General features: G+C 70.8%; 11 protein-coding genes. 7 read left to right on the forward strand and 4 right to left on the reverse strand.

The window, feature by feature from the left end; genetic code table 11:
- Positions 1 to 230 precede the first annotated feature (230 nt).
- From ACFV1W_RS27840 to ACFV1W_RS27850, 3 genes are all read right to left on the reverse strand, one after another.
- A complete protein-coding gene (locus tag ACFV1W_RS27840) occupies positions 231 to 1289 on the reverse strand; it encodes a BMP family protein (RefSeq protein ID WP_380419988.1) in 1059 nt (352 codons plus the stop codon).
- Between the two features lie 254 nt (positions 1290 to 1543).
- Positions 1544 to 2797 carry an amidohydrolase gene (locus ACFV1W_RS27845; RefSeq protein ID WP_380419989.1) on the reverse strand — a complete coding sequence of 418 codons (1254 nt, stop codon included), beginning with the start codon at positions 2795 to 2797 and terminating at the stop codon, positions 1544 to 1546.
- A 242-nt stretch (positions 2798 to 3039) separates the two neighbouring features.
- Complete coding sequence (locus ACFV1W_RS27850) at positions 3040 to 4638, reverse strand: methylmalonyl-CoA mutase (protein ID WP_380419990.1); 1599 nt, start codon at positions 4636 to 4638, stop codon at positions 3040 to 3042.
- A gap of 184 nt (positions 4639 to 4822) precedes the next feature.
- On the opposite strand from ACFV1W_RS27850, the gene ACFV1W_RS27855 reads away from it, so the two are divergent.
- From ACFV1W_RS27855 to ACFV1W_RS27885, 7 genes are all read left to right on the forward strand, one after another.
- Positions 4823 to 5578: an SDR family oxidoreductase gene (locus ACFV1W_RS27855; protein WP_380419991.1), complete on the forward strand. Its 756-nt coding sequence runs from the start codon at positions 4823 to 4825 to the stop codon at positions 5576 to 5578.
- Between the two features lie 76 nt (positions 5579 to 5654).
- Positions 5655 to 7298 (forward strand): alpha/beta hydrolase, encoded by a 1644-nt coding sequence (locus tag ACFV1W_RS27860; protein WP_380419992.1) that lies wholly within the window; start codon positions 5655 to 5657, stop codon positions 7296 to 7298.
- 244 nt (positions 7299 to 7542) lie between these two features.
- Positions 7543 to 8076: a 2-oxo-4-hydroxy-4-carboxy-5-ureidoimidazoline decarboxylase gene (locus tag ACFV1W_RS27865; RefSeq protein WP_380420009.1), complete on the forward strand. Its 534-nt coding sequence runs from the start codon at positions 7543 to 7545 to the stop codon at positions 8074 to 8076.
- A gap of 294 nt (positions 8077 to 8370) precedes the next feature.
- On the forward strand, positions 8371 to 8751 hold the full coding sequence (gene sdhC, locus ACFV1W_RS27870) for a succinate dehydrogenase, cytochrome b556 subunit (RefSeq protein WP_033332398.1): 381 nt from the start codon (positions 8371 to 8373) through the stop codon (positions 8749 to 8751).
- A 7-nt stretch (positions 8752 to 8758) separates the two neighbouring features.
- Positions 8759 to 9250 carry a succinate dehydrogenase, hydrophobic membrane anchor protein gene (gene sdhD, locus ACFV1W_RS27875; RefSeq protein WP_380419993.1) on the forward strand — a complete coding sequence of 164 codons (492 nt, stop codon included), beginning with the start codon at positions 8759 to 8761 and terminating at the stop codon, positions 9248 to 9250.
- A gap of 51 nt (positions 9251 to 9301) precedes the next feature.
- Positions 9302 to 11044, forward strand: a complete 1743-nt coding sequence (gene sdhA, locus ACFV1W_RS27880) for a succinate dehydrogenase flavoprotein subunit (RefSeq protein WP_380419994.1) — start codon at positions 9302 to 9304, stop codon at positions 11042 to 11044.
- Complete coding sequence (locus ACFV1W_RS27885; RefSeq protein WP_380419995.1) at positions 11044 to 11814, forward strand: succinate dehydrogenase iron-sulfur subunit; 771 nt, start codon at positions 11044 to 11046, stop codon at positions 11812 to 11814. The genes sdhA and ACFV1W_RS27885 overlap by 1 nt, the downstream gene beginning before the upstream one ends.
- Positions 11815 to 11878: 64 nt before the next feature.
- Here the strand turns inward: ACFV1W_RS27885 and ACFV1W_RS27890 are convergent, their stop codons facing one another.
- Complete coding sequence (locus ACFV1W_RS27890; RefSeq protein WP_380419996.1) at positions 11879 to 13510, reverse strand: hypothetical protein; 1632 nt, start codon at positions 13508 to 13510, stop codon at positions 11879 to 11881.
- Positions 13511 to 13531: the final 21 nt, after the last annotated feature.

A 13531-nucleotide genomic window follows, 5' to 3' on the forward strand; every position in this document is an offset into this window, starting at 1 on the left:
GGGGTGCCGTCCTTGCGCAGGGGGACGGGGTCTGATGCGGTGATGGCGATCTCCTGGTGGTCTGGAGGCGCGTCGTTGCGCTCGGAGGGCCAAAAGGGGGAACGGGGGGACGGAACGGGGCCCGGGGGTACGCGTTGAGCGCACCCTGCCGGGCCCCTCCCGTGAACTGTGTCGATCGTCGCGCTACCGGTCAGGCGGCAGGCGCGGGTCGCGTCCGAGACGCGCTGACCTCAGGAGGTCGGCGCGGTCGGGATGGTGGTGGCGCCGCTGGTGATGGCGTCGGAGGCGGCCTTCAGCTTGTCCTGGATGTCGTCGATCTTGCCGCCGGTGGTGGCGAGCGAGACACCGTTGGCCTTCAGGTCGAAGAGCTTGATGCCGGTGAACGGCGCGCCCTTCTTGACCGAGTCGATGTACGAGTACACCGCGGTGTCGACGTTCTTGACCATCGAGGTCAGGATGCTGTTCTTGAACTTCGCCAGGGCCGGCTGGCTGGCCTGGTCGGAGTCGACGCCGATGGCGAGCTTGCCCGCGTTGGCGACGGCCTCGATGGCGCCGTTGCCGGAGGAGCCGGCGGCGGAGTAGATGACGTCCGCGCCCTTGTCCAGCTGGCCCTGCGCGGCTTCCTTGCCCTTGTCGGGCGAGTTGAAGCCGGAGAAGTCCGGGGGCGTGGTGAGGTAGGTCGTCTCGATCTGGATGTTCGGGTCGACGGACTTGGCGCCCGCCTTGTAACCGGCCTCGAACTTCTTGATCAGCTCGGACTGCACACCGCCGATGAAGCCGATGTGGTGGGCCTTCGACTTGTTGGCAGCGGCGACACCGGCGAGGTACGAACCCTCCTGCTCGGCGAAGAGCAGCGAGGTGACGTTGGCCGGCTGGTCCTTGTCATTGGAGTCGATGATCGCGAACTTGACGTTCGGGTTGTCCTTCGCGACCTTGTTGACCGCCTGCTGGTAGACGAACCCGACGGCGACGATGGTCTTGTAGCCACCGTCGACCAGGTTCTTGAGGCGGGTCTCCTTGTCGGCCTCGGCCTCACCGGTCTTGGCCTCGGCCTCGGTGACGTTGACGCCCAGGTCGGCCTTGGCCTTGTCCAGACCGCGCGCGGCGGAGTCGTTGAAGGACTGGTCGCCACGGCCGCCGATGTCGTAGGCCATACCGACCTTGAGGGCGTCGGAGGACGAACCGGAGGAGGCGTTGGTGTCAGTGCTCTTTGCGCCGCAAGCGGCGAGCGAGGCCATGCCCAGGGAACCCGAGAGCACAACCGCGGCGAGCTTCATTGAACGGCGCAAGGGAGTATCTCCTTCTCACACGCACCCGTTTAGCGTGGTCGGACGCCACCGTAACGCGCGTAGAACACGGTTGGGTTACGGGCTGCCGGAGCATTCGGGTTGTTATCAAACCGTGGTCTGAAGGCCCGCCGAAGGCTCTTCTCCCGTGCGCGGACGGTGATCCGAGTCTTGGTGCGGCCCAGTTTACGGAACCGCTCCCGCGCCCCGATCCGGCCGACCCGCTCACGGGTCGGCCATGTACCCCCAGGAAACGGTCAGATCCGGTCGTCCTCCAGGACCAGCGCCGAGAACAGCTCCACACCCACGCCGATCGCCCGCTCGTCCACGTCGAACCGGCCCTGGTGGAGGTCACGGACGGTGCTGTCGCCGGGGGCGCGGACGCCGAGCCGGGCCAGCGCGCCCGGGGCGTGCTCCAGGTACCAGGAGAAGTCCTCACCGCCCAGGCTCTGCTCGGTGCCCTCCACCACCTCGGCCCCGTCCTGTCCGAACCGGGCGGTCATCACCGCCTCCAGCCGGGCGACCGAGACCGCCTCGTTGACCACCGGCGGCACCCCGCGGTGGTAGTCGAGCGTCCACTTGGCCCGGTAGGTCTCGGCGAGCTTGGCGATCAGCTCGTGCAGCAGGTCCGGCGCCTCGCGCCAGCCGTGCAGCTCCAGGCAGCGGACGGTGCCCTCCAGTTCGGCGTGCTGGGGGATGACGTTGGGCGCGGAGCCGGAGGCGATCCGGCCCCAGACCAGGCTGACGCCCCAGCGCGGGTCCATCCGGCGGGCCAGCGCCCCCGGCAGGTCGGCGGCCATCCGGGCGATCACGGTCACCAGGTCGGTGGTCAGGTGCGGGCGGGCGGTGTGGCCGCCCGGGCCGTCGACGTGCAGCACCAGCCGGTCGCAGGCCGAGGTGATCGCCCCGACCCGCAGGCCGACCCGACCGACCTCCACCTTCGGGTCGCAGTGCACCGCGAAGATCCGGCCGACGCCCTCCATCCCGCCCGCCTTGATGACGTCCAGGGCACCGCCCGGCATGACCTCCTCGGCGGGCTGGAACACCAGCCGGACCGGGCGGCGCAGCTCGCCGTTGCGGAGGGCCTCGGCCAGCACCAGGCCGGTGCCGAGCACCACCGAGGTGTGCACGTCGTGGCCGCAGGCGTGGGCCCGGCCGGGGACGGTCGAGCGGTACGGCACGTCGGTCTTGGCGTCGTCGATCGGCAGCGCGTCGATGTCGGCGCGGAAGGCCAGGAACTCGGTGCCCGGGGCGGTACCGGCGGGCACGATGTCGACCAGGAGGCCGGTGCCGCCGGGCAGCACCCGCGGTTCCAGGCCCGCGGCCACCAGCCGGTCGCGCAGCACGTTGGTGGTGCGGAACTCCTGGCGGCCCAGCTCCGGGTGCCGGTGCAGGTCACGGCGGAAGGCGATCAGCTCGGGCTCCAGCCCCCGGACCCGGCCGCGCAGTTCGGCGGCGGGGCGTGCGGCGGCGAGAGTGGTGCCCGGCTGAGCGGGCTCAGGACGGTTCATCTCCCCAAGAGTAGGCCTGTTGAGGGGATTTGGCCCGACTTCCGGAAAACTAGTCCCCGGATGGGCGCATACCGGTCGGACAGGTGGGTATGACATCTCGTTTCAGCCGCCTTCTCCGGATTGCTTGACCTGTGCAACGATCACCCGGGCCGGCGGTCACGGCCGATGAGAGCTCGACGGCCGACGGTGATTGACAGTCGATCAAGGTCACTCGCGAACCGCTCGGAGCCGATCTGGAGCGGTCAGAAGCGCTCCACCGGAGCGTAGGTGCCCCACACCGCGCGCAGTGCGTCGCACACCTCGCCGACGGTGGCCCGGGCGGCCAGCGCCTCCTTCATCGGGTACAGCACGTTCTCCGGCCCCTCCGCCGTACGGCGCAGCGCGTCCAGGGCCCGGCCGACGGCCGTGGCGGAGCGCCCGGCCCGCAGCCGGGCCAGCCGTTCGGCCTGCTGCCGCTCGATCGCCGGGTCCACCCGCAGCGGCTGGTACGGCTCCTCCTCGTCCAGCCGGAAGCGGTTGACGCCGACCACCGTGCGCTCGCCGGAGTCCGTCTCCTGCTGGAGGCGGTAGGCGGTGCGCTCGATCTCGCCCTTCTGGAAGCCCTGCTCGATCGCGGCCACCGCGCCGCCCCGCTCCTCGACCCGGGCCATCAGCGCCAGCGCGGCGGCCTCGACGGCGTCGGTCAGCGACTCGACCGCGTAGGAGCCGGCGAAGGGGTCGACGGTGGCGGTCACGTCGGTCTCGTGGGCGAGCACCTGCTGGGTGCGCAGGGCGAGCCGGGCGGCCTTCTCGGTGGGCAGCGCGATCGCCTCGTCGAAGCTGTTGGTGTGCAGCGACTGGGTGCCGCCGAGCACCGCGGCGAGCGCCTGGACCGAGACCCGGACCAGGTTCACCTCGGGCTGCTGGGCGGTCAGCTGCACCCCGGCGGTCTGGGTGTGGAAGCGCAGCATCTGCGAGCGGGGGTCCCGCGCGCCGAACTGCTCGCGCATGGTCCTCGCCCAGATCCGCCGGGCGGCGCGGAACTTGGCGACCTCCTCCAGCAGCGTGGTGCGGGCCACGAAAAAGAAGGAGAGCCGGGGCGCGAAGTCGTCCACGGCCATCCCGGCGGCGAGCGCGGTCCGGACGTAGGCGATCCCGTTGGCCAGGGTGAAGGCGATCTCCTGCGCGGGATCGGCCCCGGCCTCGGCCATGTGGTAGCCGGAGATGGAGATGGTGTTCCAGCGCGGGATCTCGGCCCGGCAGTACCGGAACACGTCGGCGACCAGCCGCAGCGAGGGCTGCGGCGGGAAGATGTACGTGCCGCGGGCGATGTACTCCTTCAGCACGTCGTTCTGCACCGTGCCGGTGAGCGCCGAGGGCGCCACCCCCTGGGCCTCGCCGACCAGCTGGTAGAGCAGCAGGAGCAGGGCGGCGGGCGCGTTGATGGTCATCGAGGTGGACACCTCGCCGAGCGGGATGCCGTCGAAGAGCACCGCCATGTCCTCGATCCCGTCCACGGCCACGCCCACCTTGCCGACCTCCCCGGCGGCGAGCGGCGCGTCCGAGTCGTAGCCCATCTGGGTGGGCAGGTCGAAGGCCACCGAGAGGCCGGTGCCGCCGCCCGCGATCAGCTGGCGGTAGCGGGCGTTGGACTCGGCGGCGGTGCCGAAGCCCGCGTACTGGCGCATCGTCCACGGCCGGCCGGTGTACATCGTCGGGTAGACGCCCCGGGTGTACGGGTACTCCCCCGGCCGCCCCAGCCGGGTGTCCGGGTCCCAGTCGGCAAGCGCCTCGGGGCCGTAGAGCGGATCGATCGGACAACCTGATTCCGAAAGGCGGGCTGACTCGGAGCGGCGCGGCATCGGTCCTCCACGGTGCGCGGGGTCGGTCCTCCCCAACCTAGGGGCCGGCCGGGCGGAGGGGGCGCCCCGAGCCGAAGGGCGCGCCGATGTCGAGGGGAAGAAGCGGGGAAGTGCCCGGAGGCGAGGGACGAGAACGCGGTTGAGATGATCGGGTGAACGACCGGATGAGCCCCAGGGAGTGGCAATGACCGAGCAGAAGGTGGCCGTGGTCACCGGTGCCAGCAGCGGAATCGGGGCGGCGACCGCCCGCCGGCTGGCCGACGAGGGCTTCGAGGTGGTGCTGACCGCCCGCCGCACCGAGCGGATCGAGGCCCTGGCCGAGGAGATCGGCGAGCGCGGCGGTTCGGCCAGGGCGATCACCCTGGACGTCACCGACCGGGCCGCCGTGGACGCCTTCGCGGCCGAGGTCGGCCGGGTGGACGTCCTGGTGAACAACGCGGGCGGCGCGATCGGCGCGGAGAGCGTCGAGCACGGCGACCCGGAGGACTGGCGGGCCATGTACGAGGTGAACGTGCTCGGCGTGCTGCACATGACCCAGGCACTGCTGCCCGCCCTGCGCGCCACCGGCGACGGCACCGTGCTGGTGCTCTCCTCGACCGCCGCGCTGGCCGCGTACGAGGGCGGCGGCGGGTACGTCGCGGCCAAGCACGCCGCGCACACCATCGCGGCGACGCTGCGGCTGGAGCTGTGCGGGGAGCCGATCCGGGTGATCGAGATCGCCCCCGGCATGGTGAAGTCCGAGGGCTTCGCGGTCACCCGCTTCCGCGGCGACGAGGAGAAGGCCGCCGCCGTGTACGCGGGCGTGGCCGAGCCGCTGACCTCGGAGGACATCGCGGACACCGTGGCATGGGCGGTCACCCGACCCCCGCACGTCAACATCGACCTGCTGGTGGTCCGCCCCCGGGCGCAGGCCGCCAACCACAAGGTGCACCGCGGCTGACCCGGTGCCCGTCGCGGCGGAGCGGCCCGGCACCCCCGATCGAACACGCGTCGTACACGAGTGGTACACACGTGCGATGACGATCTTCCGGGCCGCCCGCCCACGGGTCCTGCTGACCGCCGCGGCGGCAGGCGCCCTCCTGCTCACCTCCGCCTGCAACGACCCGGCCCCGACGGCCCAGGACCAGGCCTCCGCCACCACCAGGCCCGCGACGGCGAGCCCCACGGGCACCCCGACCCCGAAGCCCGAGGGCGAGGCCGACCCGGCGCTCAAGCCGTTCTACGGCCAGCAGATCACCTGGGCGGACTGCCCGGCCGACCCCAGGGCCGAGAAGGCGAAGATCGACCTCTCCGGCATGCAGTGCGGCAAGCTGCACGTCCCGCTCGACTACGCCGCCCCCGCCGCCGACGCGATCGACCTCGCACTGATCAAGTACCCGGCGACCGCCAAGGACCAGCGGATCGGCTCGCTGATGGTCAACCCCGGCGGCCCCGGCGCCTCCGGCGTCGAGATGGTCAAGTACGGGGCCAAGGACTTCGAGGGCACCCTGCACACCCGCTTCGACGTGATCGGCTTCGACCCGCGCGGCACCGGCGACAGCTCGCCGGTGGTCTGCTACGACGACAAGCAGCTCGACGCCGTCAACCAGATGGACGCCCCGGACGACCGCGCCGAGCGCAAGGCCGCCCACGTCAAGCAGGCCACCGACCACGCCGCCGCCTGCCAGGCCAAGTCCGGCAAGCTGCTCCCCTTCGTCGGCACCCGCAACACCGCCCGCGACCTGGACGTGCTGCGCGCCGCCGTCGGCGACCGCAAGCTCAACTACCTCGGCATCTCCTACGGCACCTACCTCGGCGCCCTGTACGCCGAGGAGTTCCCGCAGAACACCGGCCGGCTGATCCTGGACGGCGCCGTCGACCCGGCCCAGGACACCATGGACCACGGCGTCGACCAGCAGGTCGGCTTCGAGAAGTCCTTCGAGCGCTTCGCCGCCGACTGCGTGGACAACCACGCCGACGAGTGCCCGCTCGGCAAGGACCGGACCAAGGCCGCCAAGAAGGCCGCCGACTTCCTGGACGGCCTCCACGACCACCCGCTGACCGCCAAGGACGGCCGCAAGCTCGGTCGCGACATGGCCTGGACCGGTGTCATCTCGCTGCTCTACGGCGACGAGAAGACCTCCTGGAAGTACCTGCGCAACAGCCTCGGCTGGGCGATGATGCGCGACAAGGGCGACTACCTGATGGCCGCCGCCGACGACTACGACGGTCGCGACGAGAACGGCCACTACAGCCCGATGGACGAGGCCAACGGCGCGATCAGCTGCGCCGACGTCGCCCGTCCCGCGCCGACCAGGGAGCACGCCCAGCAGGCGGTCGACCGGCTGCTCGCCGAGGCGCCGCTGCTGTCCAAGGGCGTCACGGTGGACGACTACTCCGAGCCGGGCTGCGCCTACTGGCCGTTCAAGACCCAGGAGAAGCCGCACACCGTCCGCGCCGAGGGCGCCGCCCCGATCCTGGTGGTCGGCACCACCGGCGACCCGGCCACCCCGTACGCCTCGGCCGAGAAGCTGGCCAAGGGCTTCGCCAGGGCGACCCTGCTCACCCGGGTCGGCGAGGGCCACGGCGCCTTCGGCAAGGGCAGCGCCTGCATCGACCTGGCCATGGCCGCCTACCTGACCGACGGCACCATGCCGGCCGAGGGCACCCGCTGCGGCTGAGCCGCCGGCGGCTCCGTAGCGGACGGAGGCGGGGAGGGCCGTGACGCGAAGGTGTCAACGTCACAACTTGATACCTCGTCCGGATGAATTCCGCGCGCGCCCTCCCCAACTGATGATCGCTCAACTACCTTTGAGTGGCTGCCGGAACGGGGTCGAACACCCCTCCGCGGCCCCCATACTTCAGCTGCCCCACCACCCACCGGCCCCTTCCCGCCCTCACGAGGAGGACCCGCTGGCCAGCGACATCCCGTCACAGCGGCCTGACGCCAGCACCGAGCCGACCCTCCTCGGGCTGCACCGCTTCAACGAAGCGGACGCCGGCGCCGCCGAGGAGGCCCTGCTGGCCTGCTGCGGCAGCCACCGCTGGGCCCTGCGGCTCACCGCACACCGCCCGTACCCCGACATAGAGTCCCTGCTGGCCGCCGCCAGCGAGGCCTCCTACGACCTGCGCCCGGCCGACCTCGCCGAGGCCCTGGCCGACGAGAGCTGGATGCCGCAGCCGCTGCTGGGCATGCGCGCACCGGGCAGCCAGGCCGCGCACACCGCGCTGCGGGCGGCCCACGCCGCGTACGAGGCCCGGTTCGGCCACGTCTTCGTGGTATGCCTGGACCGCGTCGACCCGGAGGAGATGCTCGACGCCGTGCTCTCCTCGATCCGCACCCGGCTGGCCAACGACCCGGACGAGGAGCGGCTGGTCGCGGCGGACGAACTCCGGCGGATCGCCCTCACCCGGCTGGAGCACCTGGTCGCCACCCATTCGGAGGCCGGGGCGCGCTGAACACCGCCACCCCGGTGCCGCCGGACGACCGTTCGTCCGGCGGCACCGGCGTTCACGGGCCCGGGCGGCCGAAATCGAGCACTCCAGGCGATGAATCAATCACCCACAGTGAGTAGGCGGGGTTTGGTTCCCGCCCCACTAGGCCAGAAGTGCCTGATTGATCACACATAGGGGCCCCGGAGGCGGTTCCCGACAAGGCGTCGATAGGATGCTGGCGGCCGGTGGACCGTACCCGGCCGGGCTGACCGACACCGAAGCCGGCCGAGCCCCCAATCGCTTCCGGAGGGTTTTTCCGTGCCGGCTGGAACGCTGTACCGCGGCCGGGAAGGCATGTGGAGCTGGGTGGCTCATCGAGTCACCGGCGTCCTCATCTTCTTCTTCCTGTTCGCCCACGTCCTGGACACCGCCCTGGTGCGAGTGTCGCCGGAGTCCTACGACACCGTCATTCAGACGTACAAGACTCCGCTCGTGAACCTGATGGAGTACGGCCTGGTGGCCGCCATCCTGTTCCACGCGCTCAACGGCCTGCGCGTCGTCGCGGTGGACTTCTGGTCCAAGGGCCCGAAGTACCAGAAGCAGATGCTCTGGACCGTCGTCGGAGTCTGGGTCGTCCTGATGGCCGGCTCCTTCTACGGGATCCTGCAGCACACGCTGATCTCCTGGTTCGGGAAGTGAGCTGACCATGTCCACGGAGTACTCCGACGCCATCGTCGTCCCCTCGAAGCAGGCGCACACGGGCAAGGGCCTCGGCACCGGCAACCCCGCCGACGCGTTCGTCATCGAGCCGCCGCGCAAGCGGACCGACAAGACCCCGCGCCGCACCCGCACCAACTTCGAGATGCTGGCCTGGCTCTTCATGCGCCTGTCCGGTGTCGTCCTGGTCGCCCTGATCCTCGGCCACCTGTTCATCATGCTGATCATGGACGGCGGCGTCTCCAAGATCGGCTTCGCCTTCGTGGCCGGTCGCTGGGCCTCGCCGTTCTGGCAGGGCTGGGACCTCCTGATGCTCTGGCTCGCCATGCTGCACGGCGCCAACGGCATGCGTCAGGTCATCAACGACTACGCCGAGAAGGACTCGACCCGGCTCTGGCTCAAGGGGCTCATGGGTACCGCCACGGTCTTCACCGTGCTGCTCGGCACCCTGGTGATCTTCACCTTCGACCCCAACATCTGAGCCGCGAGCACCATCGACCATCGGCAGAGGCCAGAGGCGAGTTAACCCCCCATGCAGATTCACCAGTACGACACCGTCATCGTCGGCGCCGGCGGCGCCGGCATGCGCGCGGCCATCGAGTCGACGCAGCGCAGCCGCACCGCCGTCCTGACCAAGCTCTACCCGACCCGGTCCCACACCGGCGCGGCCCAGGGCGGCATGTGCGCCGCCCTGGCGAACGTCGAGGAGGACAACTGGGAGTGGCACACCTTCGACACGGTCAAGGGCGGTGACTACCTGGTCGACCAGGACGCCGCCGAGATCATGTGCAAGGAGGCCATCGACGCCGTCCTCGACCTGGAGAAGATGGGCCTGCCCTTCTCCCGCACCGAGCAGGGCCGGATCGACCAGCGCCGCTTCGGCGGTCACTCCCGCAACCACGGCGAGGCCCCGGTCCGCCGCTCGTGCTACGCGGCCGACCGCACCGGCCACATGATCCTCCAGACGCTGTTCCAGAACTGCGTCAAGCACGGCGTCGAGTTCTTCAACGAGTTCTACGTCCTCGACCTGCTGATCAACGAGGGCAAGACGGCCGGCGTCGTCGCCTACGAGCTGGCCACCGGCGAGATCCACGTCTTCCAGGCCAAGGCCGTCGTGTTCGCCTCCGGCGGCACCGGCAAGATGTTCAAGGTCTCCTCGAACGCCCACACCCTCACCGGTGACGGCCAGGCCGTGGCCTACCGCCGCGGCCTGCCGCTGGAGGACATGGAGTTCTTCCAGTTCCACCCGACGGGCATCTGGCGCATGGGCATCCTGCTCACCGAGGGCGCCCGCGGCGAGGGCGGCATCCTGCGCAACAAGGACGGCGAGCGCTTCATGGAGCGCTACGCCCCGGTCATGAAGGACCTCGCGTCCCGTGACGTCTGCTCCCGCGCGATCTACACCGAGATCCGCGAGGGCCGCGGCTGCGGTCCGGAGGGCGACCACGTCTACCTGGACCTGACCCACCTGCCGCCGGAGCAGCTGGACGCCAAGCTGCCGGACATCACCGAGTTCGCGCGCACCTACCTCGGCATCGAGCCCTACACGGACCCGATCCCGATCCAGCCCACCGCGCACTACGCCATGGGCGGCATCCCGACCAACGTCGAGGGTGAGGTCCTGCGCAACAACACCGACGTCGTCCCGGGCCTGTACGCGGCCGGCGAGGTCGCCTGCGTGTCCGTGCACGGCGCCAACCGCCTGGGCACCAACTCGCTGCTGGACATCAACGTGTTCGGCCGTCGCGCGGGCATCGCCGCCGCCGACTACGCCAACGCGAACGAGTTCGTCCCGCTGCCGGAGAACCCGGAAGAGCTGGTCCAGGGCATGGTCGACAAGCTGCGCGAGTCGACCGGCACCGAGTCCGTGGGGCAGATCCGCAAGGAGCTGCAGGAGACCATGGACGCCAACGCGATGGTGTACCGCACCGGCGCCACCCTGAAGCAGGCGGTCGAGGACATCGCCGCGCTGAAGGAGCGCTACAAGAACGTCTCCATCCAGGACAAGGGCTTCCGCTACAACACGGACCTCCTGGAGGCCATCGAGCTGGGCAACCTGCTCGACCTGGCCGAGGTGCTGGCCGTCTCCGCGCTGGCCCGCGAGGAGTCCCGCGGCGGCCACTACCGCGAGGACTTCCCGACCCGTGACGACGTGAAGTTCATGCAGCACACCATGGCGTACCAGGAGGTCGCCGCCGACGGCAGCACCTCCATCCGCCTCGACTACAAGCCGGTCGTCACGACCCGCTACCAGCCGATGGAGCGTAAGTACTGATGAGCACTCCGACTGTGGAGCACTCGGCCGCTCTGGACGCGGTCGAGGCCGGTGGCACCCCGCTGATCACCGTCACCTTCCGGATCCGCCGGTTCAACCCGGAGGAGCACCCGGACCCGGTGTGGGTCGACTACCAGCTGACGATGGACCCGAAGGAGCGCGTCCTCGACGCGCTCAACAAGATCAAGTGGGAGCAGGACGGCACCCTCACCTACCGCCGTTCCTGCGCGCACGGCATCTGCGGCTCCGACGCCATGCGGATCAACGGCCGCAACCGGCTGGCGTGCAAGACCCTGATCAAGGACGTCGACCCGGAGAAGCCGATCACGATCGAGGCCATCAAGGGCCTGACGGTCCTCAAGGACCTGGTCGTGGACATGGACCCGTTCTTCCAGGCGTACAAGGACGTCATGCCGTTCCTCATCACCAAGGGGAACGACCCGACGCGCGAGCGCCTGCAGTCCGCCGAGGACCGCGAGCGCTTCGACGACACCACCAAGTGCATCCTGTGCGCCGCGTGCACGTCGTCCTGCCCGGTGTTCTGGAACGACGGCCAGTACTTCGGCCCGGCCGCCATCGTCAACGCGCACCGCTTCATCTTCGACTCGCGCGACGAGGGTGCCGAGCAGCGCCTGGAGATCCTCAACGACCGTGAGGGCGTGTGGCGCTGCCGCACCACCTTCAACTGCTCGGAGGCCTGCCCGCGTGGCATCGAGGTCACCAAGGCGATCCAGGAAGTGAAGCGGGCGCTGGTCACCCGCCGCTTCTGATCCCGGCCCGACAGCGCGAAGGCCCCCGCCCGATCCTCGGACCGGGCGGGGGCCTTCGCCGTTCCTAGCGCAGCGCGCCGAGGTCCTTCGGGGCGGTCCAGCCGCTGAAGGTCACCAGGTGGCGCTCGGCGGTGACGGCCCACAGGTCGGGCTTGCCGTCGCCGTCACCGTCGCCGGAGCTGCCCAGGGTCGGGTAGGCGGCGGTGGTGAAGCCGGTGGCGACCACGTTCGCCGAGGGGTCGGCGAGGGCGGAGAAGTCGAGGGTGCCGTCGGCCTTCTTCGCGACCGCGTAGGCGTGCAGGGCGCCGGTGGCCCGGTCACGGGCCCACAGGGTGAGGTTGCCGGAAGCGTCCGCGCCGGGGGCGATCAGGTCATAGCCGCTCCAGTCGCCGGTGGTGGCGATGAACTGGGCGTCGGCGTAGCCGCGGAAGCTCGGGTGGTAGGCGTACAGCTTGCCGTGCTCGACCGAGAGCAGCGCCGGGGCGGACGGCTCCGTGGCGGATCCGAGGGCGACCAGCTGGTCGGAGGTGGACCAGTCGGCGGAATAGTCGGGCGGGCAGGCGGTCGCGGCCCCCGCCGCGTCGACGCAGTGGGCCGACGTGGGCTTGCGGACCAGGGTCGGGGACTGCTGGCCGAAGTCGCCCTGGTGGCTGTTCGCGTAGGAGTAGAGGAAGCCCGGGTTGCCCTTGGGGTGCACCAGCAGGTCGTCGCCGGGGGCGTGGACCGGGGCCCAGCCCCGGTGCAGCACCTGGTCGTCCTGCCAGCCGGCGTGCAGCGGCGAGAGCGCGGCCGGGAGGGTCGAGGACGGGGTGGTGTCCGTGGCGTCGGCGCTGATGACCTGCAGGTTGCCCTGGGCGTCCGGGAGCAGGATGTCCGGCACGCCGTCACCGTCGACGTCGCCGGGGACGGCCGGCTTCGGCCGCGGGTCCCACGGCGCGTAGAAGGTGTACGTGACCGGCTGGCCGACGTTGCCGGCGTTGTCCATGGCCTGGACGGTCAGGGTGTTGGTGCCCCAGTCCTTGGGCTTGAGGGTGAGCTGGGCGGTGCCGTCGGAGCCGGCCTTCACGGTGTGGCCGGAGGCGCAGTCCCAGCCGACGCCGAGCGTGCCGTTCAGCGCGTACTGGTAGCAGGCGACGCCGGAGCCCGAGTCGGTGCCGGCGAGGGTGAAGACGCCGTTCTCACCCGCGTACTTGGCGGGGGTGGCGCCGGAGCCGCTCGCCGGGAAGTCGGTGGAGGAGACCGACAGGCCCGGCTGGGTGAGGTCGACCTTGAAGTGGCAGGCCGGGGCGGGCTTGCCGCTGCCCGGGGAGTACTCGGGCCAGGCCTGCCAGGAGTAGCTGTGGCCGTCCACCAGGTCGGCGGCGGCCAGCTTGGCCGCTCCGGCGGTGACGTCCGCGGTGCTGTCGACGATCTTGTCGTGCGCCGGGGTCGAGTCGTCCCAGACCTTGAAGCGCACCTGGGGCGAGGAGGCGGCGACGGTCAGGACGGGGTTGGCCGCGCCCAGCCAGCCGGGGGCGGTGGAGTCGTCGCAGGCGTCGGTGTGCAGACCGGTGGCGGCGAAGCCCGGGGAGGGCGCCGCCTTGGGGTCGGTGACCGCCGTCCCGGGGACGGCCGAGGCGACGGGCGCGGTGAGCAGCCCGGCCGCGAGGACGGCCACGGTGACCCCGCCGAGTCTGCGGGCACGCGAAAGTGTCATGGAGATTCCCACCCCTTGTGA

Source organism: Kitasatospora sp. NPDC059648 (assembly GCF_042734825.1).
Classification (GTDB): Bacteria; Actinomycetota; Actinomycetes; order Streptomycetales; family Streptomycetaceae; genus Kitasatospora.

Excerpts from the sequence above, each read along its gene's own strand:
- ACFV1W_RS27890 (WP_380419996.1), bottom strand. The coding sequence starts at position 13,510 with ATGACACTTTCGCGTGCCCGCAGACTCGGCGGGGTCACCGTGGCCGTC.
- ACFV1W_RS27855 (WP_380419991.1), top strand. The coding sequence starts at position 4,823 with ATGACCGAGCAGAAGGTGGCCGTGGTCACCGGTGCCAGCAGCGGAATC.
- ACFV1W_RS27860 (WP_380419992.1), top strand. The coding sequence starts at position 5,655 with ATGACGATCTTCCGGGCCGCCCGCCCACGGGTCCTGCTGACCGCCGCG.
- ACFV1W_RS27845 (WP_380419989.1), bottom strand. The coding sequence starts at position 2,797 with ATGAACCGTCCTGAGCCCGCTCAGCCGGGCACCACTCTCGCCGCCGCA.
- ACFV1W_RS27885 (WP_380419995.1), top strand. The coding sequence starts at position 11,044 with ATGAGCACTCCGACTGTGGAGCACTCGGCCGCTCTGGACGCGGTCGAG.
- ACFV1W_RS27850 (WP_380419990.1), bottom strand. The coding sequence starts at position 4,638 with ATGCCGCGCCGCTCCGAGTCAGCCCGCCTTTCGGAATCAGGTTGTCCG.
- sdhA (WP_380419994.1), top strand. The coding sequence starts at position 9,302 with ATGCAGATTCACCAGTACGACACCGTCATCGTCGGCGCCGGCGGCGCC.
- sdhD (WP_380419993.1), top strand. The coding sequence starts at position 8,759 with ATGTCCACGGAGTACTCCGACGCCATCGTCGTCCCCTCGAAGCAGGCG.